Source organism: Salmonella sp. NW177 (genome assembly GCF_051811585.1).
GTDB lineage: Bacteria > Pseudomonadota > Gammaproteobacteria > Enterobacterales > Enterobacteriaceae > Salmonella > Salmonella enterica.
Map to the genome: position 1 here is coordinate 221898 of NZ_JAMMZV010000005.1, position 25715 is coordinate 247612.

Below are 25715 nucleotides of genomic sequence, written 5' to 3' on the forward strand. Positions count from 1 at the left end.
CATTTATGATTTGTAGGCCGGATAAGACGTTTACGTCGCCTCCGGCATTAACGCCGTGTTATTTCCGGATGGCGGTGCGAGCACCTTATCCGGCCTACAGGCATTACCCGGCAGCCGCGTACAGGTCGATAATCTGTGCCTGTGTGGCGGTGCGTGGGTTACTGCGCAGACAAATATCCTCCAGCGCGGCTTGCGCCCACGCGCTGTAGTGTTCGGGTTTGGCGCCAGCGTCAGCCAGCCGTTTGCTCTGCCCTACTTCGGCAATCAGCTCGCTCACCGCCGCAATCGCATCGTGATCGTCCGATTTCTTATTGGTTAGCGCCCGACCGATTTGACTGAAGCGTTCGCGGCATACCATCCGGTTAAAGCCCATGACCGTTGGCAGCAGCATGGCGTTGGCCTGGCCGTGCGGAATATGCAGCGCCGCCCCTGGCTGGTGCGCCATCGCATGACACAGCCCCAGACCAGCGCTGGAAAAGGCCATTCCCGCCATACAGGAGGCCAGTAACATATTTTCACGCGCCGCCAGATCGTGGCCGTAACCCACGGCTTTCGGCAGCGATTTGCCAATCATCGCTATCGCGCCAATCGCCAGGCTGTCGGTAAACGGCGTGGCGTTGAGCGCGCTGTAGGCCTCAATCGCATGCGTCAGCGCATCGATACCGGTCATCGCCGTCACATTTGGCGGAACGCCTTCGGTCACGGCAGCATCAAGAATCGCCACATCCGGCATTAGTGACGCGTGTGCCAGTACCTGCTTGCGCCCGCTGACCGCGTCGATAATCACCGTCACGTTGGTGGTTTCAGAACCGGTTCCGGCGGTGGTCGGCACCGCAATCAGCGGCAGACGCGGGCGTAATGTACTGTGCTCGGTCATGGCGCTCAGCGTCTGATCAGGGTTAGTCACCAGCAGGGCGACCGCTTTCGCCGCGTCCAGCACCGAACCGCCGCCAAAGGCCACTACGCCGTCGCACGCCGCCTCACGCAGTTGCGCCACCGCCGCGCAGACTTCGGTGATGCACGGCTCGCCTGGCGGACACGGCCAGACCGTCATCGCCACGCCTTTCATCGCCAGGCTGCGTGCCAGCGGCGCGGTCATTCCCGCCTGATGCAGAAAGCTGTCGACCATCACAAACAAATGGCTTACGCCTCGCGCTTGCGCTTCCTGGCCGCAGGCGCCGAGCGCCCCAAGCCCGCATAGCGTGACCGGCGGTACGCTGAACGTTTTCACCCGTTGTAGATTCAGGGTGTCGAATGCCTGAAACAGCGCCGTCTGTAGTTCAGCTTGCATAGAGTCCCTCCGCTTTCGCTCTCCCGCTGTTAGCTATCGCCAGCGGGGTCATAAACAGGCTGTGCTGCGGTAAATGCACCTGTAACTCCGGGAAACGCTGGCGAAATAACGCCTCCACGCCCGGCTGCATACAGGAACCGCCCGCCAGCCATAAATCAGCAATTCCTTGCCCTTCAATGTGGCGAGCAACGATTTCCGCCATCTTTTCGTACACCGGCTTCACTACCGGCCAAATCTCCTGCGCATTGCTGCGCTTGTACTGTTCCGCCTCTTCCAGGGGAATACGGCGGTTGCCCGCCAGCGTCAGGGAGATATGGTGCCCGCCAGTGGCTTCATCGGCGGAGTAAGTCACCTTGCCCTGTTTGACGATGGCAATGCCGGTAGTGCCGCCGCCAATATCCACCACGCCTGCATTATCAAGCGCCAGCAGATCCGCTACCGCCGTCGGTTCATCCAGTACGTGGCTGACTTCTAACCCGGCAGACTCCAGCACGTTGATCGAAATACGCGGGTCGGTGCCCGGCGGGAACGAGGTCGCCGCGTGGGTAAAGCGGCAGCCGAGCTGCTGTTCAAGGGTGTCGAGATGGCGGCGCACGATAGTGACGGCGCCGAAGAAATCCCAGACGATGCCGTCACGCACGACGTCGGCCCAGTCAAGGCACACCGCCACCGGCTGCGCGTTGCCGTCGACCACCATCGACACCACGTCGCAGGTGCCCAAATCGACGCCCAGCCACAGCGGTGTATCGCTGGCGGCGGGCGTCTGGTTACACAGGGCCGCCGCTTTTTGCAGTCTTGGGGTGAGCCAGAGTTGTTCGTCGTGCGCCATGAGTCATCCCTTATACAATGCGAAACGCATCCACCAGCACGCATCGACGCAGCCGCACAAAGGTACGTGCGCTGGTCACGCCTTCGCCGGTTGGCGTAGTGATAGTCATGGTGGTCCAGCCTTCTCCGCCCAATCCAAGCCCGGCAATGCACGGCCCGTTTTTGACGAAAATGCTGGTGTCGATGGCGTTCGCCATCTGGTTCATGTTGTCGATATTGCGCGAGTGCATCGCCGCCGTATGGTGGCAACCGCCTTCAAGCTGAACCGCCAGGGCGATGGCTTCTTCGACGTTGGCGACCCGTACCACCGGCAGTACCGGCATCATCATTTCAGTGACAGCAAACGGATGGTTAGCTGGCGTTTCCACAAACAGCAGGCGCGTTTGATCCGGGACGTTCAGGCCAATGGCTGCGGCGATCTTGCCCGCGTCACGACCGACCCAGTCACGGCTGACGGTGCCTTTGCCGCGCTCATCAATATTCTTCAGCAGCACCGGCTGGAGCTGTTCGGCCTGAGCGGCGGTCAGTTTCACCGCGTGCTGACCTTCCATCAGACGCATCAGCTCGTCGGCGACGCTATCCACCACAATCAGCACTTTTTCGTCGGCACAGATGATGTTGTTATCAAACGACGCGCCTTTGACGATGGATTGTGCAGCGCGCGGCAGGTCGGCGGTCTCATCCACCACCACCGGGGGATTACCGGCACCGGCGGCGATCAGGCGTTTATTAGTATGTTTACGCGCCGCGTCCACCACCGCTTCGCCGCCAGTCACCACCAGCAGGCCAATACCGGGATATTTGAATAACCGCTGGGCGGTTTCGATATCCGGGTTCGCCACGGTGACCAGCAGATTTTCCGGGCCGCCGGCGGCGACCACCGCCTGATTGAGGAGGGTGATTGCCCGCTGAGAGACCTTTTTAGCCGCCGGATGCGGGGCAAACACGACGCTGTTGCCTGCGGCAATCAGGCTGATGGCGTTATTAATCACCGTCGCCGCCGGATTGGTGGACGGCGTGACCGAGGCCACCACGCCCCACGGCGCATTTTCAATCAGCGTCAGGCCGTTATCGCCGGTCAGCACCTGCGGAGATAAACACTCGACGCCCGGCGTGCCGCGCGCCTGCGCCACGTTTTTAGCAAATTTATCGTCAACGCGCCCCATGCCGGTTTCGCTGACGGCAAGCTCCGCTAATTCTCGGGCGTGTTTTTCGCCCGCCTCGCGAATGGCATGAATAGCAAGCTGGCGCATCGCCACGCTCTTCAGCCCCTGCTGGGCCCGTTTTGCTGCCGCCACTGCGTCATCCAGGGAGGCAAAAATGCCCATCTCATGAACAGTGCTGGCCGGCTGGCTGCTGTCTTTCATTTTCAGCAGTACCGCTTTCACCACCTGTTCAATATCCTGTTGATTCATGATGTTCAGTCCTATTTATGGAAAACCACTTTCCCGCCAGCCACCACTTCATCGACGATGCCAATGACGCACAGATCGACCGGTGATAATTCGCTGCGATGCGCCTGGCGTGCGGAACTGCCGCTGACCAGCAGTACCCACTCTCCGGTTCCCGCCCCGATACTGTCGATAGCGACGGCACACTGCCCGTCGGGGTTGCCCTGGGCATCGATCATTTCCACCATCAGCAATTTGTCATGCGCCAGTCCCTGATGGCGGACGGTACATACGATTTGTCCTGTGACGACTGCCAGTTTCATATCCGCCTCCATGGATTGCCCGTTGGGTCGTAGGCCTTGAATCTGCGCACCATCAGGCAATGGCGCGCATTCATGCCGGATGGCGACGCTGCGCGTCTTATCCGGCCTACCATCAAATGTTGCTGTCGCCTTTGAAGCTGATCGGGAACACTTCTTCCAGATCGCCGTGCGGGCGTGGAATCACGTGTACGGAGACCAGCTCGCCAATGCGCTGCGCCGCAGCGGCGCCAGCATCGGTTGCGGCTTTGCACGCCGCCACGTCGCCACGCACCATGGCCGTACACAGGCCACCGCCAATCTGCTTCACGCCGACCAGCTTCACGCGCGCGGCTTTTACCATCGCATCTGAGGCCTCAATCAGCGCAACCAGGCCCCGGGTTTCAATCATTCCTAATGCTTCCATCGTGTTTTCCTCTCATTAAAGGGGTCCAGAACGGGACCGTTCATTCAACCAGTGTGTGTAAGCTGTGTTCGCGGCTCACGTCAGCCTGGCGCGGCACGGCTGCCACCAACGCCAGTTCGATAATTTCCTGCACGCTACAGCCTCGGGAGAGGTCGTGAAGCGGCGCGGCAAGCCCCTGAATTAGCGGCCCAACAGCGCGATAGCCTCCCAGACGCTGAGCGATTTTGTAGCCAATATTGCCCGCCTCCAGCGACGGGAAAATCATCACGTTGGCGCGGCCTTGCAGCGGGCTGTCAGGCGCTTTTTGCGCGGCGACCTCCGGGACGAAAGCGGCGTCAAACTGCAATTCACCGTCCACAAGCAGTTGCGGCGCACGTTCGCGAACGAGCTCTGTCGCCTGCTGCACGTTGGCAACATTGGGGTGACGGGCGCTGCCGTTGCTTGAAAATGACAGCATCGCCACGCGCGGCTCTTCGCCGGTAATGGCCCGCCAGGTGTCGGCGCTGGCGATAGCGATATCCGCCAGCTGCGCCGCCGTCGGCTGCGGCACTACGCTGCAATCGGCGAACCCTAATGCCGGGCCGGCATACTGCGGCAGCATCAGGAAAATAGACGATAATGTTTTGCACCCGGGTTGCAGGCCAATCACCCGCAGCCCTGCGCGCAGCACGTTCGCCGTTGACGACAGGTTGCCTGCGATACACACATCAGCCTCACCGGCGCTCACCATGGCGGCAGCGAACATTAGCGGGTCGCTAAGCTTTTCCACTGCGTCCGGCGGCGTTTTTTCTCCGGCACGGGCGAGCCAGCGTTGCGCAAAACGCTGGCGCATACTCAGGTTGCTGTGTGGGTCGATGACCTGAATGCCATCCATCGCCATACGATGAGTCAGGGCAAACTGACGCAGCGCAAACGGACTGGCGACCAGAACGGGGCGAGCCAGACCGCACTGTTGCAGGTAATGCGCCGCTTTCAGCACGCGTTCGTCCAGCGCATCGGGAAAGACGACTCTGGCGGGGGCGCGTACCGCCAGTTCGCGGGCGCGTTCAATGATCATGGCTTCTCTCCCAACCGTTGTTGAATTTGGGCGACCGTCAGCGGATGTTTCGCCACGCTCAAAATCATCATCACGTAAACCGTGCTGGAGAGACGGTTTAGCGCCTGTAAAATGTCCGGGCGCAAGACCTCAAAACTACGGGTAATAAACACTTGTGCGGCGAGGGTTTCCGTTTCGCGGACTTTGGTTCGCAGCAGATTAAGCAGCGCCGCATCGCGACCGTGGCTGGCCTCCGGCACCAGGTGATCGTGGTCGAGATAGCGCAGCGGCTGGTGGGAAAGCCGATGCAGCTCATCCTCGTTCAGCCCGACGATAGACTGCGCCGCCAGCGGTTCATCTATAGCGTCGGCGCGCATAATGTTGCCCAGCCGCGAGCGGATATCGAAAAGCCACGGCTGCCAGGGTTCCGCCAGTTCGATTTGTAGCCACACGGTCAGCGCGATGGCGCTGTCGAGCGCGGCGCGAAAGCCGAGGCGCGGGTCGCTTTTGGCGACCATTTTGTCCGCCGTCAGATGGGTCAGCGTATCGGGCTTTTTCACCACCGGCTGGCGGCACAGTTCACAGCAGGCCTGTGGGTGCGTATCGCTACTGGTTAAGCCATGTACCGGCTGCGGCTGCTGTTCGTCATCATCGACAAACAGCTTGCCTTGCGGATCCAGAAACTTAATGCGCAGGCGGCGACTTTCCAGCAGTTCCCGGGCCGAGGGCGTCAGTCGTGCATCAGCGGGCAGATGGATCTCCGATCCTTCGCTGAGCGTATGATTCGCTCTGAGCCACGTTTCGGTGATGAAATCGTTCATACGGATTGCCAGTTCGCAGGCCAGGCGACGTACAGAAAGCGCACGGACGTTGGCGTGCCAAATTCAATGCTGGAGCCTTTAGGGATGAACATGACATCTCCGGCTTTGGCAATCATGGTTTCGCCTTCATGGCGTACATGCAGTTCGCCTTCCAGCACCATGTCGATTTCGTCGTAGTTCAGCGTCCACGGGAAAAAGGCGTTGTCCCACTGCATAAACCCGGCGGCCATGCTGCTGCCGTCCTGCTCTGTAACCAGATCGGTTAAGCCGACGCAGTGCGGTTCGGCGCCGTCGAAGCGGCCAAATTTCACACTGCTGCCGTCAATGACTTTCACGCCGCCTTTACCCGTGACGGAGGTAAAGCTCGGCTGCATCGTCCCCAGTTCCAGCGACTGCTTTTCCTTGAGCACTTTTTCCATCAACTGCGCCACCAGGCTTTCAGTAAACTGCCCTTCCGGGAGCTGCGCGATGATGGCTTCCCGAATGCGCTGGCTTTCGCTTTTACACGCCTGCGCCGATGTGGATGCCGGGACGGGCTCGTCGCATTCGGTAATCGTGAAGCCCAGTAGTTCCGCCACTTCGCGAGCCTCCGGGGTAATAATGCTGGCGCGCAGCACTACCGACATCGCCTGTTCGCCGCGGGCGTGGGCCGCACGAATATCGTTAGCTGTGATAAGTTTTTTCACCTGCCTCTTCCTCCTGTTCACTGAGAGCCGCCAGATAATCCACCAACTGCCTCACGCTTTGCGGGTCGTGGCCGTTGAGCTCGAAAATCGGCTCCCGGAATCCAATCTCGCAAAGCAACTGCCGCGTAGCGGCGACGTCGGCATCCGGCATGTCCGTTTTGCTGATAACGGCGATATGTCGTTTACGGGTTCCAACATCCAATAACCCGGCAGGTAAGCGACTTTCTTTATCGTTTGCCGCGTGGACATAAATCAGCGTGTCCACATCCTGCAACGTGGTAATTAAGGCGTGATACCAACGGGGATGGCTAAAATATTCACCCGGCGTATCGATATCGCCATGATCATTAAATTCCACGGCCTGCGTTTTTCTGGCGAGGGAATAATTTCCCCGTAACGCGTTAAAAAGCGTTGTCTTTCCGGCACCGACCGCGCCGACAAAAGCAATACGTTTCATTACCGCCACCAATTAACTTTTTGTTAACTCACACAGGGTAAAGTTTAATAATCGCCCCAGCCCGCTGACCGTCTGTAATAGCGCTTCTTCTACTGCGCCGACGGTGCCATAAATCACCAGCGCGCCGCTAAATCTGTCGAGAAAACCGATGTGTACATCCGCAGCCTTCATCGCTAAATCGCCAGCGATCATCGCCGTTTCCCCCGGCGTTAAGGTCATAATGCCAATCGCGCCAGCATCGGGAACGCCGATCTTTTTCGCCAGTTCTTCACCAGGGTGCGCAATGAGATGCGCCAGCGTGACCTGTTTGCCCGGCACAAATTCCTGAATAATGCGTTCTTTATTCATTGCTCACCGTCTCCACTGAAACTGCCGTCATCGTGGCAATTTTTTGTCGGAGTAAATAACAAAATTCGGCAAGGTGATGTAAAAGGTGAGGTAGATCACTAAGAGAAAGAAAATAAAAGGGACTTCTGTCGAAGGTGTTAACGATAAATATCGTGGTGCATCACATTTTCAGGCGTCATTCTGAATTTAAGCTTGTTCCTCAATAAATACCCACCGGCTATTCTTTGTATTACTATTATTGATAAAAATAATGCGTATCACTCGATTTGTGCATAGTACAGATTCAGTGAAATAAGTAGGGGTAACGCAATAGGTTCCAGAATATCCCCACCCGAGCCTTTCATACCATGGCGAAGCCCAGCGGCGCATAAAAAAAGCGCAGGAGAACCTGCGCCAGAAGAGAGAGTAATGCGTTATTAAAGCGGCGTGGTTTGCGCTTCAACTACCGCTAACGCCACCATATTCACGATACGACGTACAGAGGCGATCGGCGTTAATACATGTACCGGTTTAGACACGCCCATCAGGACCGGGCCGACCGTGACGCCTTCGGAACTGGAGACGCGGAGTAAGTTGTAACTAATGCGGGCGGCTTCCATATTCGGCATCACCAGAATATTGGCGGCTCCCTTCAGCGGGCTATCCGGCATCCGGTCATTACGAATACTTTCCACCAACGCCGCATCACCGTGCATCTCACCGTCAATCATCAGATCGGGCGCTCGTTCGCGTACCCGCTCAAGGGTTTCGCGCATTTTGCTGGCGGACAGCGAATTTGAGGAACCAAAGTTAGAGTGCGACAACAGCGCGACTTTCGGCTCAATACCAAAGCGGCGAACGGTTTCCGCCGCCATTACGGCGATCTCCGCCAACTGTTCCGGCGTGGGATCTTCGTTAACATAAGTATCGGCGATAAAAGTGTTGCCGCTTGGCAGCAGTAAGGCGTTCATCGCCCCTGCCGTATGCACGCCGTCACGGTAGCCAAAGACGGCTTTCACGACGCTGAAATGCTCATGGTAGTCGCCGATGGTGCCGCAGATCATCGCATCCGCTTCCCCACGCTGCACCATGATCGCGCCAATGGCCGTATGGTTGCCGATCATCGCACGCTGCGCCTGTTCCTGAGTTACCCCGCGACGCTTCATGATCTGGTAATACTCGCTCCAGTACTCTTTGAAGCGCGGATCGGATTCATTATTCACGATCTCGAAATCAACGCCCGCTTTGATCTGTAACCCCAGTTTCTGGATACGCATTTCGATCACGCTCGGACGTCCGATCAGGATGGGCTTCGCCAGCCCCAGGGTTATCAACTCCTGAGTTGCGTGCAGCACGCGCGCCTCTTCCCCTTCCGGCAGCACTACGCGCTTCGGATCTTTGCGTGCCTGCGAGAAGATCGGCTTCATGAACAGGTTAGTTTTGTAGACAAACTCGGTCAGTTTATCGATATAGGCATCAAAGTCAGCAATCGGGCGCGTCGCCACGCCGGAATCCATTGCCGCTTTCGCGACCGCCGGAGCGATTTTGACAATCAGACGCGGGTCAAACGGTTTCGGAATAATGTATTCCGGCCCAAAGCTCAGGTCCTGATCGCCATAGGCCGAGGCCACCACTTCGCTCTGTTCGGCGTGCGCCAGCTCGGCAATCGCACGGACCGCCGCCAGTTTCATCTCTTCGTTGATCGCCGTCGCGCCGACGTCCAGTGCGCCGCGGAAGATAAACGGGAAGCACAATACGTTGTTCACCTGGTTCGGGTAGTCGGAACGACCGGTACAGATGATGGCGTCCGGACGCACTTCTTTCGCCAGCGGCGGCAGAATTTCCGGTTCCGGGTTAGCCAGCGCCAGAATCATTGGCGCGCGGGCCATTTTCTTCACCATCTCCTGAGTCAGCACTTTCGGGCCTGAACAGCCGAGGAAAATATCCGCGCCGTCAATGACCTCATCCAGCGTGCGCTTGCCGCTGTCGTCCACCGCATAGGCCGCTTTGGTCTCCGCCATATTCGGCTCACGGCCTTTGTAAATAACGCCTTTGGAGTCGCACACCACGATGTTGTGCTTTTGCATCCCCAACGCGACCAGCAGGTTCATACAAGCGATTGCCGCCGCCCCTGCGCCGGAGACGACCATCCGCACGTCGGAAATATTTTTCTCTACGACTCGCAGGCCATTAAGAATGGCGGCCGTACTGATGATCGCCGTTCCGTGCTGATCGTCATGGAAAACCGGGATGTTCATGCGCTCGCGCAGTTTCTGTTCAATATAGAAACATTCCGGCGCTTTAATGTCTTCGAGGTTAATGCCGCCAAAGGTCGGCTCCAGCGCTGCGACCACATTGATAAATTTGTCCGGATCAAGCTCATCGACTTCAATGTCAAACACATCGATGCCGGCGAATTTTTTAAACAGAACGCCTTTGCCTTCCATGACCGGCTTGCCGGCCAGCGCGCCGATGTTGCCTAACCCCAGCACCGCTGTACCGTTGGAAATGACCGCGACAAGGTTGCCGCGCGCGGTGTATTTGTAGGCTGCCAGCGGATCTTTTTCGATTTCCAGGCAGGGCGCCGCCACGCCAGGCGAGTAAGCCAACGCCAGATCGCGTTGGGTGGCAAGGGGCTTAGTCGGAGAAACCTGAATTTTACCGGGTACCGGAAATTCGTGGAAATCAAGGGCGCTTTGTTTTAACTGCTCATCCATCTTGTTGTTCCTTTCACGTATCGTTCAAAAAGTGACGCGGCCTGGTGCGCCGCACATTATCACCGTACTGCGCAACACAAACTTTGAAGGTCTGCAAACTATCACGACGCGGCGCAAGAGTTTGTTATCAACTTATAACGGCCATGTTACCTGCTTATACCAGCAATACCATGCCTGTCTGCTATGCTTTTTGGTTATGTAGTGTATCAATCTTTCAGAAGTGTGAATCAACACACTCATCTAACACTTTACTTTTCAAGGAGTATTTCCTATGAACCAGCTAGACGGCATCAAACAATTCACTACCGTCGTCGCCGACAGCGGCGACATCGAGTCCATCCGCCACTACCAGCCGCAGGATGCCACGACAAATCCCTCTTTACTGCTGAAAGCCGCCGGACTTGAGCAGTATGGTCATTTGATTGAGGATGCGATTGCCTGGGGGAAAAAACACGGCGGTACGCAGGAACAGCAGGTTGCGGCAGCCAGCGATAAACTGGCGGTTAATTTTGGCGCGGAAATACTGAAAAGTATTCCCGGTCGCGTCTCCACTGAAGTCGACGCGCGGTTATCGTTCGATAAAGAAAAAAGTATCGAGAAAGCACGCCATCTGGTGGATCTCTACCAGCAGCAGGATGTTGATAAATCACGCATTCTGATCAAGCTCGCCGCGACCTGGGAAGGTATTCGCGCCGCCGAACAGCTCGAAAAAGAAGGCATTAATTGCAACCTGACGTTGTTGTTCTCTTTTGCCCAGGCGCGCGCCTGCGCCGAAGCGGGCGTCTATTTAATCTCTCCGTTCGTGGGCCGAATTTACGACTGGTATCAGACGCGTAGTCCACTGGAGCCGTATGTCGTGGAGGAAGATCCCGGCGTGAAATCGGTACGCAATATCTACGATTACTTTAAACAACATCGCTATGAAACCATCGTGATGGGCGCAAGTTTCCGCCGTACTGAGCAAATCCTCGCGCTAACCGGCTGCGATCGACTGACTATCTCCCCTAACCTGCTTAAAGAGCTGAAAGAAAAAGAAGAACCGGTGATCCGTAAACTGGTGCCTTCCTCGCAGATGTTCCACCGTCCTACGCCAATGACGGAAGCGGAGTTCCGCTGGGAACATAATCAGGACGCGATGGCCGTAGAGAAGCTGTCGGAAGGTATCCGTCTTTTTGCCGTTGACCAGCGCAAACTGGAAGACCTGCTTGCCGCCAAACTATAAACCTTGCATGGAGTGATTTATGTCCCGTAAAGACCTTGCCAATGCGATTCGTGCGCTGAGCATGGATGCCGTTCAAAAAGCCAATTCCGGGCACCCCGGCGCGCCGATGGGGATGGCGGATATCGCTGAAGTGCTATGGAACGATTTTCTTAAACATAACCCCACCGATCCGACCTGGTATGACCGTGACCGTTTTATCCTTTCCAACGGTCACGCCTCCATGCTGCTCTATAGTCTGCTGCATTTAACCGGTTATGACCTGCCGCTGGAGGAGTTAAAAAACTTCCGTCAACTGCACTCTAAAACGCCTGGTCACCCGGAGATTGGCTATACGCCCGGCGTTGAAACCACCACCGGGCCGCTGGGCCAGGGGCTGGCGAATGCCGTCGGGCTGGCGATTGCCGAGCGTACGTTAGGCGCACAGTTCAACCGGCCGGACCATGAGATTGTCGACCACTACACCTATGTCTTTATGGGCGACGGCTGTCTGATGGAGGGGATCTCGCATGAGGTGTGTTCGCTGGCTGGTACGCTGGGACTGGGCAAACTGATCGGCTTTTATGATCACAACGGCATCTCCATTGATGGCGAAACCGAAGGCTGGTTTACCGACGATACCGCCAAACGTTTTGAAGCCTACCACTGGCATGTCGTGCATGACATTGACGGGCACGATCCGGAGGCGGTGAAAAAAGCCATTCTCGAAGCCCAGAGCGTAAAAGATAAACCTTCGCTAATTATCTGTCGGACGGTGATAGGTTTTGGCTCGCCGAATAAAGCCGGGAAGGAGGAGTCGCACGGCGCGGCGCTGGGCGAAGAAGAGGTGGCGCTGACTCGCCAGAAGCTGGGATGGCATCATCCGGCGTTTGAGATCCCAAAAGAGATTTACCGCGCGTGGGATGGCCGTGAAAAAGGCGAGAAAGCGCAGCAGCAGTGGCAGGAAAAGTTTGCTGCTTATGAGAAGGCTTATCCTGAGCTGGCCGCGGAGTTTACCCGCCGGATGAGCGGCGGACTGCCGGAGACATGGGAATCCGCCACGCAAAAATTTATTAACGACTTGCAGGCTAATCCGGCCAAAATCGCCACCCGTAAAGCATCGCAAAATACGCTCAATGCCTACGGTCCCCTGTTGCCGGAACTGTTGGGTGGATCGGCAGATCTGGCGCCGAGCAACCTGACTATCTGGAAAGGTTCGACCTCGTTGAAAGAGGATCCGGCAGGTAATTACATCCACTATGGCGTGCGCGAATTCGGCATGACCGCCATTGCTAACGGCATCGCCCACCACGGCGGCTTTGTACCGTATACCGCCACGTTTCTGATGTTTGTCGAATATGCGCGTAACGCGGCGCGTATGGCGGCCTTAATGAAAGCCCGGCAGATTATGGTCTATACCCACGACTCCATCGGTTTGGGCGAAGATGGCCCGACGCACCAGGCCGTGGAACAACTGGCGAGCCTGCGCTTAACGCCTAACTTCAGCACCTGGCGTCCCTGCGATCAGGTTGAGGCGGCAGTCGGTTGGAAGCTGGCCATTGAACGTCAGCACGGGCCGACGGCGTTGATTCTCTCGCGGCAGAATCTGGCGCAGGTGGAACGCACGCCGGAACAGGTGAAAGCGATTGCCCGCGGCGGTTATATTCTGAAAGATAGCGGCGGCAAGCCGGATATCATTCTGATCGCTACCGGATCGGAAATGGAAATTACCCTCCAGGCGGCGGAAAAATTGACTGGCGAGGGGCATAACGTTCGCGTGGTGTCGTTGCCTTCAACGGATATTTTCGATGCGCAGGACGAGGCATATCGCGAATCAGTGCTACCGGCGCACGTGACCGCCCGCGTCGCGGTGGAAGCCGGTATAGCCGACTACTGGTATAAATATGTTGGCCTAAAAGGCGCAATTATCGGCATGACGGGATACGGTGAATCCGCTCCGGCTGACAAACTGTTCCCGTATTTTGGCTTTACCGTGGAAAATATTGTAGAAAAAGCCCGCCGGGTGCTAAACATCAAAGGCTAAGGCGAGCGTTAGCAACACAGACTTTGCACAGTCTGCAGACCTGTTCTGTAGGCTGTGCAAAATTACTTCGTAGACTCAGGCGCATCTGACTGCCCGATGACGACCTCATCAATGGATTTATGGCACATCAGGCAAAAGGCCTTTTTTTTATGCGCCTGCAATGTTGAATCCCACGCCGCTGATCCGCCTTCTTTATTCACTTTTTCTCTTATCGCCGCCAGCCGATCTATTTCATAATAAGCGCTCAGGCAGCCACAATGGGGGCATAATACGGGGCCATTATTTATTTTCATACTATTTCCTGCTGTGGTGAGGCTATCGGGTAAAGTAACAATCCTACCGTAACGTAGCAATCTCTATACCATAAATGAAACCTCAATAGGTGTATCCCTATTCTGAAAAGGGGATAACAACCAGGATTCAACGCGTGATCCACAGCGTAGGCCAGGCATCCGGCCCGTGCCAGTTATCGCAGCTCGGTTCTTCGGCATAACGTACCAGACGAAAACGATCGCCATCATAACGCCAGCGCGTCTGGATACCACAGTCGGTTAACCCCCGCCCTTTCGCCAACGTCACCAGCTCGCGCGTTTTCTCGTCAAAGAAGGCGTTCATCAACTCCATGTCATTACTTTCGACGCCGCGATTAAACGGCAGCCGCAAACGTACGGCGCGCGAGACGAGCGTTTTTTTGCGTGAAACTACCCAGGCGAGATCAATAGTGTTATAGGCGCCGGCTTCGCAGTTAACAATCAATAACGCTTTATCATCCGTCAACGCGCTGACCTGCGTCTCGCGACGCAGCGGGTCAAGCGAACAACGAATGCCGTTTACCCGCCATGCTGCGTAGTCCAGCAGATCGTCGCGTTCTTCCTCACTCAGCGGTACGGGCGTTGGATTAATCACGGCGATCCCCTTTAATGCCGGTGCCGGGGGCACGCTGAGCGGCGGTTCGTTTCCTTTTTCAATCCAGGCGGTTTCGCTGCCCACACGTTTTTGTTGCGCGTCGATAAACAGTAATGCCGATTTTAATCCCGCCAGCGAAAGCGTCTGAACGCCGTTTTTTAAGGTGATGGCCTGCGCATCCTGAATCGTCTGTAAAAATGCGGTGATGGTGGCAGGATCGCCGGTCATGAGATGCCAGGGCGACACGCGCCAGTGTGGACTGTTGAACGAAAGCGGTTTGCCATCCAGCAATAAGCGAGGCGCAATTGCGGCTTCTTTAGCGTCGGGCGGCGCCAAACCGCCGCGATCGATACGCAGTACCGCATCGGTACGCGCCCCGGCGCTGCGGCTTAATGTCATCACCAGCCCATGATGTTCGCCAGTATTGCGCGCTACGCAAAAATTTTGGTTATTGCAGGTGACCTGCCAGTCGGAAAAAGTCCGTTGCGCTGGCGCAGCCCACAGTAGCTGGACCGGCAACAGGCCAAACAGACAAAAAAGAATAACGCGGTAGCGCATGAACGGAACAACCCCAGATTCAGAACAACACAGCTAAGGCGGTATCTTCCTTGCGCGCCTCAGGGTTCTCAATCAGATTTATCGGATTGGTCTTTTTTGTGTAAAGAAATATATTTCTTTTTTTTCAGTCCATTAGATGAGACGTCTGTAAATAGTTAAGCAATAACACGGTCTTACCGTCCCGAATCTCGCCTGAGCGCACCATTTCCAGCGCCCGGGAAAACGGCAGTTCAAGCACCTCAATCTCTTCGTCCTCCACGCCGCCGCCGATGCTGGCACGCTCGCTATCATGATATTCGGCAATGAAGAAATGAATCAGCTCCGTGACGCCGCCTGGCGACATATAAAGCTCAAATATCTTGCGTACCTCACCAACGTCATACCCTGTCTCTTCAATGGCCTCTTTACGGATACAGACCTCCGGCTCGTCGTTATCAAGCAGGCCAGCGCAGGTTTCAATTAACATACCGTCTTGATTACCGTTGACCCATGTTGCCACGCGAAACTGACGAACCAGAAGCACGGTTTTTTTAGTTGAGTTGTAAAGCAGAATGGTTGCGCCATTCCCGCGATCATAAACCTCACGCTTGTGACGGATAACCTCGCCATTACGACGGGTCAGGTCATAGGTAATGTTGCGCAGAGTAAAATAATTATCAGAAAGAATTTTATCCTTAATAAGCGTAATGGTTTGCGACATGCTGGCTCCAGGGTGTAAAAAGAGCATTAATATTACGCCGTGAGGCCGGTTTTGTCTGCTGAAGGGTTAATCCTTAATGCCAACTGAACGGACGTACAGCCATATTTTTCTGTCACTGCCATGACCATATTCTGCTTCTCCGGGCCGCAGAGTCCATGCTCGCGATATGATTTGACGGCCGGAGTGAGACTGAGGGAATCATCATGAAATTTACTCTCGTTGCGACGGTTCTACTGACGTTTTCCCTTTCAGCTTTTGCCGTTGAGTATCCGGTATTGACCACCGCGAGCCCTGATCAGGTGGGGTTTGATAGCCAAAAACTTCACCGACTTGATGGCTGGATTCAAAATCAAATTGATGCCGGATATCCCAGCATCAATCTTCTGGTGATAAAAGATAATCATATTGTTCTACAAAAAGCTTGGGGCTATGCCAAAAAATATGACGGTTCCACGCTGTTAGCCCATCCCATTCGGGCGACCACTAACACGATGTATGACCTGGCTTCAAACACAAAAATGTATGCCACTAACTTTGCATTGCAAAAACTGGTGTATGAAGGAAAAATAGATGTCAATGATTTGGTATCAAAATACATCCCCGGCTTTAAGGATATGCCTGGGGATAAAATAAAAGGCAAAGATAAACTCCGCATTATTGATATTCTTCATCACGTCGCGGGCTTTCCTGCCGACCCACAATATCCTAATAAAAACGTCGCCGGTAAATTATTCTCACAGAGTAAAAGCACTACTCTGGAGATGATTAAAAAGACACCGCTGGAATATCAACCTGGGTCGAAGCATATCTACAGCGACGTGGATTATATGATTCTTGGTTTTATCATTGAATCGATAACGGCAATGCCATTAGATCGCTACGTCGAAACCACCATTTATAAACCGCTCGGATTAAAACATACCGTCTTTAACCCGCTGATGAAAGGCTTCACGCCGCCGCAAATCGCCGCAACGGAACTACACGGCAACACGCGTGACGGCGTGATTCATTTCCCCAATATTCGCACCAATACACTATGGGGCCAGGTGCATGACGAAAAAGCCTGGTACTCAATGGGCGGCGTTTCAGGACACGCCGGACTGTTTTCTGACACCCATGATATGGCTGTGTTAATGCAAGTCATGCTCAATGGGGGCGGCTACGGTAACGTGAAGCTATTCGACGACAAAACGGTTGCGCAGTTTACTCGCCGCTCGCCAGAAGACGCTACCTTTGGTCTGGGGTGGCGCGTTAACGGCAACGCCTCAATGACCCCCACGTTCGGGGTATTAGCCAGTCCGCAAACGTATGGACATACCGGATGGACCGGAACGCTGACGTCTATCGATCCGGTTAATCATATGGCGATTGTGATTTTAGGTAACAGGCCGCACTCGCCGGTAGCAAATCCTAAAGTGAATCCAAATGTTTTTGTCAGTGGATTATTACATGCGGCGACATATGGCTGGATTGTTGACCAGATATATGGTTCCTTAAAATAAAAATTAAGAGCCTGTCCCACCAGGCGTTATTGACGCAGCCAGTTTGGACACGGACAGCGCGCAAAAACCGCAGCGTACACGTAGTACGTGAGGTTTGACTCGCTACGCTCGCCCTTCGGGCCGCCGCAAGCGGCGTTCAAAACGCTAACGCGTTTTGGCGAGCACTGCCCAGGACCAAAATGGCAAGTAAAATAGCCCTAATGGGATAGGCTCTAAGAAGGGATTCTGATAGCGTCCCTTCCTTCAATTTACACTCTATTTTCAATACTAAGATTGGCCTCATCAGGCCTGTTAAACGTCGACCCGACGGGAAAATGTTTATCGCAGGGCGTCCAGCCCTGCGAGCGTCAACATTTCTGCAAACGGAGTAAGGTTAGCCAATAAGTTTAAGATTTTTTATCACTCAATCATTTAACCGTTCCAGGCCTTAACCGGCCTACAAATACGATTATTTAGCTAACCAGTCGAGTATCCCCTGCGCGGCATGTCGGCCTTCTGCCATCGCCGTCACCACCAGATCGGCGCCGCGCACCGCATCGCCGCCAGCGAAAATTTTCGGGTTGGACGTCTGGTAACGAAACTCGCTCTCGACGCTGGCGGCAATACGTCCCCAGTTATCCACCTTCACGCCATGCGATTCCAGCCACGACATACCATGCGGATGAAAACCAAACGCCATAATGACCGCATCCGCCGGCATCACGAACTCGCTGTCCGGTACAGGTACCGGGCGGCGTCGCCCCTGACCATCCGGTTCGCCAAGCCGCGTACGCAAAAAGCGAATACCGCTGGCGCGCCCGTGCGTATCCAGCACCAACTCAACCGGCTGAACGTTAAATTCAAAGTTCGCGCCCTCTTCCCGCGCGTTTTTCACCTCTTTTTTCGACCCCGGCATATTGGCCTCATCGCGGCGATAAGCGCAGGTGACGTTAGCAGCGCCATGACGCAGCGCCGTACGTACGCAGTCCATTGCGGTGTCACCGCCGCCCAGCACAACCACGTTAAGGCCCGCAGTATCAATAAACGGCTCGTCAGGCAACGCCGGAAGCCCCATCACCTGTTTGGTATTGGCGATGAGGAATGGTAACGCATCATATACCCCCGGCGCGTCTTCATTCGGTAAATCAGCCTTCATGGAACGATAGGTTCCTACCCCGACAAAGACGGCGTCATAACTCTCCAGCAGCGTCTCCAGAGAAATATCTTTCCCTACTTCGCAGTTAAGCTCGAAACGAATCCCCATCGCGCTGAAGATTTCCCGACGGCGCGCCAGCAGAGATTTATCCAGTTTGAAAGCCGGAATACCAAAGGTGAGCAAACCGCCGATTTCCGGATGGCGATCGTAGACGGTGGCGCTTACGCCATGGCGCGCCAGCACGTCAGCGCAGGCAAGACCTGCCGGCCCGGCGCCGATAATCGCCACGCGCTTATCGCTCTTCTGTACGTCCGACAGGTCGGGACGCCAGCCTTTGCTCAGAGCGCGATCGGAGATATAGCGCTCAATGTTGCCGATGGTAACCGCGCCATACTCATCGCGGAGTGTACACGCGCCTTCGCATAGCCGGTCCTGCGGACAGACGCGCCCGGTAATTTCCGGCAGACAGTTGGTCTGGTGGGAAAGCTCTACCGCCGCATCAATATCGCCGGCTTTCACCAGTTCGATCCACTGGGGAATATGGTTATGCAGCGGACAGGCCCATTCGCAGATACTGTGTTCCCCGCATGTGAGGCAGCGGGCCGCTTCACGCTCCGCCTGCGCGGCGCGAAACGGCAGATAAATTTCCTCAAAGGTGGTTTTACGCGCTTCAATCGCCAGTTTATCCGGTTCGCCGCGCGGCGGCGTCGCCTGCATACGCTCGACTTTGCTGCTTGCTGTCCCACTGTGTTGTGTATCCACGGTATGCCAGGGGCGAATCTCCTGCCGGGCGGTACGCAGCCGTCGCGTTTTAGCCAGACGGGTCAACGAGTCTTCGGTGACCAGTTGCAGCGCATCCGCCGGGCAATTTTCCACACAGGCCGGACCCTGTTCACGTCCCTGACACAGATCGCATTTATGCGCGCTGGCTTTGAACTGGTTTGGCGCGACGGGCGTCAATACCATCTGCATGGTGCCGAATGGGCAGGCGACGACGCAGGATTTACAGCCGATACACTTCTGCGCATTGACCTGCACGCTGTCGTTAATATGCGCGATCGCGCCGTTCGGACAGCTACGGGCGCAGGGCGCATCTTCGCAATGGTGACATGTAACCGCGCTGCGCTGGCGCTGATGTTTGATGACAGTAATTCGGGGCTGATAGCGCTGTGACGTCAGGACATGTCGCTCATCATTGTGAGCCATTACGCAGGCGACCTCGCAGGCATGGCAGCCCAGACACTGCTGGCTATTGGCCATAATAAAACGATTCATGGCATCCTTCTGTTTTGGTTGTAAAAACCTTATTCTTTATATGAGCATTGTTATTAACTGACGAAGGCGGGGTCGGCAATGTTCATCTGCCCAGGAAGCACAACTATCTGTCCAGAACCTGTGGCAGATCAATTTATTTCAAAGCAAATGCGATTGCGATTCAGCTAAATGCGGGGAGTGCCAGCGTGACGGTTAAACGCCCGGTCTCAGCCAGTCTGGCTAAGGCTTTTTTCTATATTGTGCTGTTGTCTATTCTGTCCACCGGCAGCGCATTACTGACGCTGACCAGCAGTTTACGGGATGCCGAAGCGATCAATATCGCTGGTTCGCTACGAATGCAGAGCTATCGGCTGGGTTACGATCTGCAAAGCCGTAGCCCGCAGATTAATGCGCATCGTCAACTTTTCCAGCACGCGCTCAACTCGCCGGTACTGCAAAATCTCAACGCCTGGTATGTGCCGCAGGCGGTGAAAACTCGCTACGCGCGCCTGCACGCCAACTGGCTGGAGATGAATAGCCGCCTACAGGACGGCGACATTGCCTGGTATCAGACCAATATCAACAATTATGTCGATCAAATTGATCTCTTCGTTCTGGCGTTACAGCATTACGCCGAGCGTAAAGTCATGCTGGTCGTCGCCATATCGCTGGCGGGCGGTATCGGCATCTTTACGCTGGTCTTTTTTACCCTACGGCGTATTCGCCAGCAGGTCGTTCGCCCGCTGAATCAACTGGTCACCGCCAGTCAGCGAATTGAACATGGTCAGTTCGCCCCGCTGCCGCTGGATACCAGCTTACCCAATGAGCTGGGATTGTTGGCGAAAACGTTTAGTCAGATGTCGAGCGAGCTGCATAAACTTTACCGTTCGCTGGAAGCCTCGGTGGAAGAAAAAACGCACGATCTGCACGAAGCGCATCGCCGCCTGGAGGTGTTATACCAGTGCTCCCAGGCGCTGAATACCAGCCAAATCGACGTCCACTGTTTTCGCCATATTTTGCAAATTGTCCGTGAACATGACGCCGCCTGGTATCTGGAGTTAACCGTGGGCGATAACTGGCGGATTAGCGAAGGCACGCAAAGCCCCGACCTGCCGATGCAAATGCTGCCAGTGACGATGCAGGACACGGTCTATGGCGAACTCCACTGGCAAAGCCCCAACGTTAATGCCTCTACGCCGCTGCTGAACAGCGTCTCCACGATGCTGGGGCGTGGTTTGTACTTTAATCAGGCGCAAAAACACTTCCAGCAACTTTTGTTAATGGAAGAGCGCGCGACAATTGCCCGTGAGCTACACGATTCGCTGGCGCAGGTACTTTCTTATTTACGTATTCAGTTAACGCTTTTGAAGCGCGCCATTCCAGAAGATAACGCCGGCGCGCAAAGCATCATGGCGGATTTTTCCAGAGCGCTGAACGACGCCTACCGCCAGCTTCGCGAGCTACTCACCACGTTCCGTCTGACGTTACAGCAGGCCGATTTACCCTCCGCATTGCATGAGATGCTGGAAGATTTACAGAGTCAGACCCCGGCCAAACTCACGTTGGATTGCCGTTTACCCACGCTGGCGCTGGATGCGCAAATGCAGGTGCATTTGTTGCAAATTGTGCGTGAAGCGGTCCTGAACGCCATTAAACACGCCAACGCGAGCGAAATCGCCGTGAGCTGCGTCACCGCGCCTGACGGCGATCATACCGTTTATATTCGCGATAATGGCATTGGTATCGGCGAACCGCATGAGCCTGCCGGACACTATGGTCTGAATATAATGCGTGAGCGCGCGGAGCGCCTTGGCGGCACGCTGAATTTTTCGCAACCCTCCGGCGGCGGCACGCTGGTCAGTATCAGTTTTCGCTCCTTCAATAAGGAAGAGAGTCAGTTAACGTAAAGAACGGCAAATCGCCGGAAGGCCAGATGTCAGGCTTTCCGGCGTTGGCACAAAAAGTATGCTGTAAAAGCGCATGATAATTTACATTATCTCCTTTATTTCTCCACGTTTGGCTCGTAGCTTGCCGCTACAGTGAAGCAGTTCAAATCTATAACGATATGTAGAAACACGAGGTTCCCCTTTAATGGCGAATTTTTTTATCGATCGCCCCATTTTTGCCTGGGTGCTGGCTATCCTGTTGTGTCTGACAGGGGCGTTAGCCATTTTTTCTTTACCTGTTGAACAATATCCCGATCTGGCACCGCCCAACGTACGTATTACCGCGAATTATCCGGGAGCGTCGGCGCAAACGCTGGAAAATACCGTAACCCAGGTTATTGAGCAGAATATGACGGGCCTCGATAATCTGATGTACATGTCATCACAAAGTAGCGGCACCGGACAGGCGACCATCACCCTGAGCTTTATTGCGGGAACCGATCCTGATGAGGCGGTTCAGCAGGTGCAAAACCAGTTACAGTCCGCGATGCGTAAACTGCCGCAGGCGGTACAGGATCAAGGCGTCACGGTACGCAAAACGGGCGATACCAATATTTTGACCATCGCTTTCGTCTCTACCGACGGTTCTATGGACAAGCAGGATATCGCCGACTACGTCGCCAGTAATATTCAGGACCCGCTCAGCCGCGTCAACGGCGTCGGCGATATTGACGCTTATGGTTCACAGTACTCTATGCGTATCTGGCTCGATCCGGCCAAATTGAATAGTTTTCAGATGACCACGAAAGACGTGACCGATGCAATTGAGTCGCAGAATGCGCAAATCGCCGTCGGGCAGCTTGGCGGTACGCCTTCGGTCGACAAGCAGGCGCTGAACGCCACCATCAATGCACAGTCGCTGCTGCAAACGCCGCAACAATTTCGCGATATCACCCTGCGCGTTAATCAGGACGGTTCCGAGGTCAAACTGGGCGATGTCGCCACCGTGGAGCTGGGGGCGGAAAAATATGACTACCTCAGCCGTTTTAACGGCAAGCCGGCTTCCGGTCTTGGCGTTAAGCTGGCCTCCGGCGCGAACGAAATGGCGACCGCGAAGCTGGTGCTGGATCGCCTCAACGAGCTGGCGCAGTACTTCCCTCAAGGGCTGGAATACAAGATCGCGTATGAAACCACCTCCTTTGTCAAAGCCTCGATTATCGATGTGGTCAAAACGTTGCTGGAGGCTATCGCGCTGGTTTTCCTGGTGATGTACCTGTTCCTGCAAAACTTTCGCGCCACGCTAATTCCGACGATCGCCGTGCCGGTAGTATTAATGGGCACCTTCTCTGTGCTTTACGCGTTCGGCTACAGTATTAACACATTAACCATGTTCGCGATGGTGCTGGCGATCGGGCTCCTGGTCGACGATGCCATCGTGGTGGTGGAAAACGTCGAACGTATCATGAGCGAAGAAGGGCTCACGCCGCGTGAAGCGACGCGCAAATCCATGGGACAAATCCAGGGGGCGCTGGTCGGTATCGCGATGGTGCTGTCTGCGGTATTCGTGCCGATGGCGTTCTTTGGCGGTACCACCGGGGCGATTTATCGTCAGTTTTCTATCACCATTGTCTCGGCAATGGTGCTGTCGGTGCTGGTCGCCATGATCCTGACGCCGGCGCTGTGCGCAACGTTATTAAAACCGCTGCACAAAGGCGAACAGCACGGGCAACGCGGATTTTTCGGCTGGTTTAACCGTACCTTCAATCGTAATGCCGAACGTTATGAGAAAGGCGTAGCGAAAATTTTGCATCGCAGCCTGCGCTGGATTCTGATTTATGTTCTGTTGCTTGGCGGCATGGTGTTCCTGTTTCTGCGCCTCCCCACCTCCTTTCTGCCGCAAGAAGATCGGGGCATGTTCACTACGTCTATCCAGCTACCGAGCGGTTCTACGCAACAGCAGACTCTGAAAGTCGTTGAAAAGGTTGAAAACTATTACTTCACCCATGAGAAAGACAACATTATGTCGGTCTTCTCGACGGTAGGTTCCGGCCCTGGCGGGAATGGGCAAAACGTCGCACGCATGTTTGTTCGCTTGAAAGACTGGGACGCGCGCGATCCCACCACCGGCTCCTCGTTCGCCATTATTGAGCGGGCGACAAAAGCGTTTAACCAGATTAAAGAAGCTCGCGTCTTCGCCAGCAGCCCGCCGGCAATTAGCGGTCTGGGCAGCTCCGCCGGTTTTGATATGGAATTACAGGATCACGCCGGAGCAGGCCATGACGCGCTGATGGCCGCACGAGATCAACTCATTGAGCTGGCCGGGAAAAACAGTTCCTTGACCCGCGTGCGCCACAACGGCCTGGACGACAGCCCGCAACTGCAAATTGATATTGACCAACGGAAAGCGCAGGCGCTGGGCGTATCGATTGACGATATCAACGACACCCTGCAAACAGCCTGGGGATCGAGCTACGTCAACGACTTTATGGACCGTGGTCGCGTGAAGAAAGTCTATGTTCAGGCCGCAGCGAAATATCGTATGTTGCCGGATGATATTAATCTTTGGTATGTCCGTAACAAAGATGGCGGCATGGTCCCCTTCTCCGCCTTCGCCACCTCGCGCTGGGAAACCGGCTCGCCGCGTCTGGAACGCTATAACGGCTATTCGGCGGTAGAAATTGTCGGAGAGGCCGCGCCGGGGGTTAGTACCGGGACGGCGATGGATGTCATGGAGTCGTTGGTGCATCAGCTACCGGGCGGTTTTGGCCTGGAATGGACAGCCATGTCTTACCAGGAACGGCTCTCCGGCGCGCAGGCGCCCGCGCTGTACGCTATTTCGCTATTAGTCGTCTTCCTGTGTCTGGCGGCATTGTATGAAAGCTGGTCGGTGCCCTTCTCGGTGATGCTGGTTGTGCCGCTCGGCGTCATTGGCGCGCTACTCGCTACCTGGATGCGCGGGCTGGAAAACGATGTTTACTTCCAGGTGGGGCTGTTGACCGTTATCGGCCTCTCGGCGAAAAACGCGATTCTGATTGTGGAATTCGCCAACGAAATGAATCAGAAGGGACACGCGCTGTTAGACGCCACGCTGTACGCCAGCCGCCAGCGCCTGCGACCGATACTGATGACTTCGCTGGCGTTTATCTTTGGCGTATTGCCGATGGCCACCAGCACCGGGGCAGGCTCGGGTAGCCAACATGCTGTCGGAACCGGCGTGATGGGGGGAATGATCTCAGCAACCATTCTGGCTATCTTCTTTGTACCCCTGTTTTTCGTGCTGATACGTCGCCGCTTCCCGCTGAAGCCGCGCCCGGAATAAGCTCCCGGCCAGCCTGATACGAGGTGTCGGGCACAAAAAAGGCGACTTTCGTTGAGTCGCCTTTTCTTATCCCCTATGGGAGCGCGGTGCCTTCCAGGCATTTATTTACGAAGCATGACTTCGATAAAATCTTTCCAGTTCCCCAGTTCACGTTCAATCATAATAGCCTCTCTTATTATTATGGGTATTCTACGTAGTTAGCGGTATAGAGAGAAGTTCATTTAACCGATTGTTGCGATATCCTCTGGTTATGCTGTCTATGATATTACTATGGCGCTGTAGCCGTAAATTTTATGTGACTTACTGCAATATTTAGCAACATTAATACCTTTTCTACTACTTTATCAAATCGGGTTAAAAAACAATCAATTGCATGTGCGCAAAATAGGATTTTCCTCGCGAATTATAAACAAGCCACATCTGGAACGTTTTGGAATCATTATTCACATTCACTCAACAATGTTATATTGATTGCCGATCAGCGCTGGATAAATAACCATTAACAGCCACACTTATTATCCCGCAGACGATACTATTGATTATTTATTCGAATTTCGCGTTAAAGGATTCAATATGATTACCCTCTATGGCATTAAGAATTGCGACACGATCAAAAAAGCGCGCCGTTGGCTGGAGGAGCATGGCATTGATTATCGTTTTCACGATTACCGTGTGGATGGCATAGACCTCCCTCTTCTTAATACCTTTATTGCCGAACTCGGCTGGCAGCCGTTACTGAATACGCGCGGCACAACATGGCGCAAACTGGATGAAGGCGACCGCAGCGGGATTACCGATGCCGACTCCGCCGCTGCTCTCATGGTTGAACAGCCGGCAATCATCAAACGCCCATTGCTCTGCGCGCCCGGGAAGCCTATGCTGCTTGGTTTCAGTGAATCCCGTTATCAGCAGTTTTTTGATGAGGTGTAGTCT

General features: G+C 54.9%; 22 protein-coding genes. 6 read left to right on the forward strand and 16 right to left on the reverse strand.

Annotation, left to right across the window (positions count from 1 at the left end):
• Positions 1-103: 103 nt before the first annotated feature.
• From eutG to maeB, 11 genes are all read right to left on the reverse strand, one after another.
• The gene (gene eutG / locus NA986_RS15845) at positions 104-1291 is read right to left on the reverse strand and encodes an ethanolamine utilization ethanol dehydrogenase EutG (RefSeq protein ID WP_023215837.1); all 1188 of its coding nucleotides are present in this window, start codon (positions 1289-1291) and stop codon (positions 104-106) included.
• Positions 1281-2120 carry an ethanolamine utilization protein EutJ gene (gene eutJ, locus NA986_RS15850; RefSeq protein ID WP_023138805.1) on the reverse strand — a complete coding sequence of 280 codons (840 nt, stop codon included), beginning with the start codon at positions 2118-2120 and terminating at the stop codon, positions 1281-1283. The genes eutG and eutJ overlap by 11 nt, the downstream gene beginning before the upstream one ends.
• A 10-nt stretch (positions 2121-2130) precedes the next feature.
• Entirely contained in the window at positions 2131-3534 is a 1404-nt protein-coding gene (locus tag NA986_RS15855) for an aldehyde dehydrogenase family protein (protein WP_023215836.1), read from the reverse strand.
• Positions 3535-3545: 11 nt separating this feature from the next.
• Positions 3546-3833, reverse strand: a complete 288-nt coding sequence (eutN, locus tag NA986_RS15860) for an ethanolamine utilization microcompartment protein EutN (RefSeq protein ID WP_001522340.1) — start codon at positions 3831-3833, stop codon at positions 3546-3548.
• Between the two features lie 112 nt (positions 3834-3945).
• A complete protein-coding gene (gene eutM / locus NA986_RS15865; protein ID WP_000387716.1) occupies positions 3946-4236 on the reverse strand; it encodes an ethanolamine utilization microcompartment protein EutM in 291 nt (96 codons plus the stop codon).
• A 40-nt stretch (positions 4237-4276) separates the two neighbouring features.
• Positions 4277-5293: a phosphate acetyltransferase gene (gene pta / locus NA986_RS15870; RefSeq protein ID WP_023215835.1), complete on the reverse strand. Its 1017-nt coding sequence runs from the start codon at positions 5291-5293 to the stop codon at positions 4277-4279.
• Positions 5290-6093 carry an ethanolamine utilization cob(I)yrinic acid a,c-diamide adenosyltransferase EutT gene (gene eutT / locus NA986_RS15875; protein WP_023215834.1) on the reverse strand — a complete coding sequence of 268 codons (804 nt, stop codon included), beginning with the start codon at positions 6091-6093 and terminating at the stop codon, positions 5290-5292. Before eutT ends, pta begins: the two co-directional genes overlap by 4 nt.
• Positions 6090-6779, reverse strand: coding sequence for an ethanolamine utilization acetate kinase EutQ (gene eutQ, locus NA986_RS15880; protein WP_000733861.1), 690 nt, complete (start codon positions 6777-6779; stop codon positions 6090-6092). The genes eutT and eutQ overlap by 4 nt, the downstream gene beginning before the upstream one ends.
• The gene (gene eutP / locus NA986_RS15885) at positions 6757-7236 is read right to left on the reverse strand and encodes an ethanolamine utilization acetate kinase EutP (RefSeq protein ID WP_000820751.1); all 480 of its coding nucleotides are present in this window, start codon (positions 7234-7236) and stop codon (positions 6757-6759) included. Before eutP ends, eutQ begins: the two co-directional genes overlap by 23 nt.
• A gap of 12 nt (positions 7237-7248) precedes the next feature.
• On the reverse strand, positions 7249-7584 hold the full coding sequence (gene eutS / locus NA986_RS15890) for an ethanolamine utilization microcompartment protein EutS (RefSeq protein WP_001031445.1): 336 nt from the start codon (positions 7582-7584) through the stop codon (positions 7249-7251).
• A gap of 416 nt (positions 7585-8000) precedes the next feature.
• Positions 8001-10280 (reverse strand): NADP-dependent oxaloacetate-decarboxylating malate dehydrogenase, encoded by a 2280-nt coding sequence (gene maeB, locus NA986_RS15895; protein WP_000344299.1) that lies wholly within the window; start codon positions 10278-10280, stop codon positions 8001-8003.
• Between the two features lie 271 nt (positions 10281-10551).
• On the opposite strand from maeB, the gene tal reads away from it, so the two are divergent.
• On the forward strand, positions 10552-11502 hold the full coding sequence (tal, locus tag NA986_RS15900) for a transaldolase (RefSeq protein ID WP_023215833.1): 951 nt from the start codon (positions 10552-10554) through the stop codon (positions 11500-11502).
• Positions 11503-11521: 19 nt separating this feature from the next.
• The gene (gene tkt, locus NA986_RS15905) at positions 11522-13522 is read left to right on the forward strand and encodes a transketolase (protein WP_000087331.1); all 2001 of its coding nucleotides are present in this window, start codon (positions 11522-11524) and stop codon (positions 13520-13522) included.
• 62 nt (positions 13523-13584) lie between these two features.
• On the opposite strand, the gene NA986_RS15910 is transcribed toward tkt, so the two are convergent.
• The 3 genes from NA986_RS15910 to nudK form a co-directional block, all read right to left on the reverse strand.
• Complete coding sequence (locus NA986_RS15910) at positions 13585-13815, reverse strand: hypothetical protein (RefSeq protein WP_000700635.1); 231 nt, start codon at positions 13813-13815, stop codon at positions 13585-13587.
• A gap of 127 nt (positions 13816-13942) precedes the next feature.
• The gene (locus NA986_RS15915; RefSeq protein WP_198910095.1) at positions 13943-14986 is read right to left on the reverse strand and encodes a DUF1176 domain-containing protein; all 1044 of its coding nucleotides are present in this window, start codon (positions 14984-14986) and stop codon (positions 13943-13945) included.
• A 124-nt stretch (positions 14987-15110) separates the two neighbouring features.
• On the reverse strand, positions 15111-15686 hold the full coding sequence (gene nudK / locus NA986_RS15920) for a GDP-mannose pyrophosphatase NudK (protein WP_000084033.1): 576 nt from the start codon (positions 15684-15686) through the stop codon (positions 15111-15113).
• A 203-nt stretch (positions 15687-15889) separates the two neighbouring features.
• Here nudK and pbp4b point away from each other — a divergent pair, with 203 nt between their 5' ends.
• Positions 15890-17188, forward strand: a complete 1299-nt coding sequence (gene pbp4b, locus NA986_RS15925; RefSeq protein WP_023215832.1) for a penicillin binding protein PBP4B — start codon at positions 15890-15892, stop codon at positions 17186-17188.
• 448 nt (positions 17189-17636) lie between these two features.
• Here pbp4b and aegA read toward each other — a convergent pair whose 3' ends face one another.
• The gene (gene aegA, locus NA986_RS15930) at positions 17637-19598 is read right to left on the reverse strand and encodes a formate-dependent uric acid utilization protein AegA (RefSeq protein ID WP_023215831.1); all 1962 of its coding nucleotides are present in this window, start codon (positions 19596-19598) and stop codon (positions 17637-17639) included.
• 185 nt (positions 19599-19783) lie between these two features.
• Here aegA and narQ point away from each other — a divergent pair, with 185 nt between their 5' ends.
• Both narQ and acrD read left to right on the forward strand, forming a co-directional pair.
• A complete protein-coding gene (gene narQ, locus NA986_RS15935) occupies positions 19784-21484 on the forward strand; it encodes a nitrate/nitrite two-component system sensor histidine kinase NarQ (protein WP_023215830.1) in 1701 nt (566 codons plus the stop codon).
• Between the two features lie 184 nt (positions 21485-21668).
• Positions 21669-24782, forward strand: a complete 3114-nt coding sequence (gene acrD, locus NA986_RS15940; RefSeq protein WP_001533680.1) for a multidrug efflux RND transporter permease AcrD — start codon at positions 21669-21671, stop codon at positions 24780-24782.
• Positions 24783-24883: 101 nt separating this feature from the next.
• Here acrD and ypfM read toward each other — a convergent pair whose 3' ends face one another.
• Positions 24884-24943: a protein YpfM gene (gene ypfM, locus NA986_RS15945; protein ID WP_001386977.1), complete on the reverse strand. Its 60-nt coding sequence runs from the start codon at positions 24941-24943 to the stop codon at positions 24884-24886.
• 412 nt (positions 24944-25355) lie between these two features.
• Between ypfM and NA986_RS15950 the strand changes: the two genes are divergently transcribed.
• The gene (locus NA986_RS15950; protein ID WP_000631923.1) at positions 25356-25712 is read left to right on the forward strand and encodes an ArsC family reductase; all 357 of its coding nucleotides are present in this window, start codon (positions 25356-25358) and stop codon (positions 25710-25712) included.
• Positions 25713-25715 lie beyond the last annotated feature (3 nt).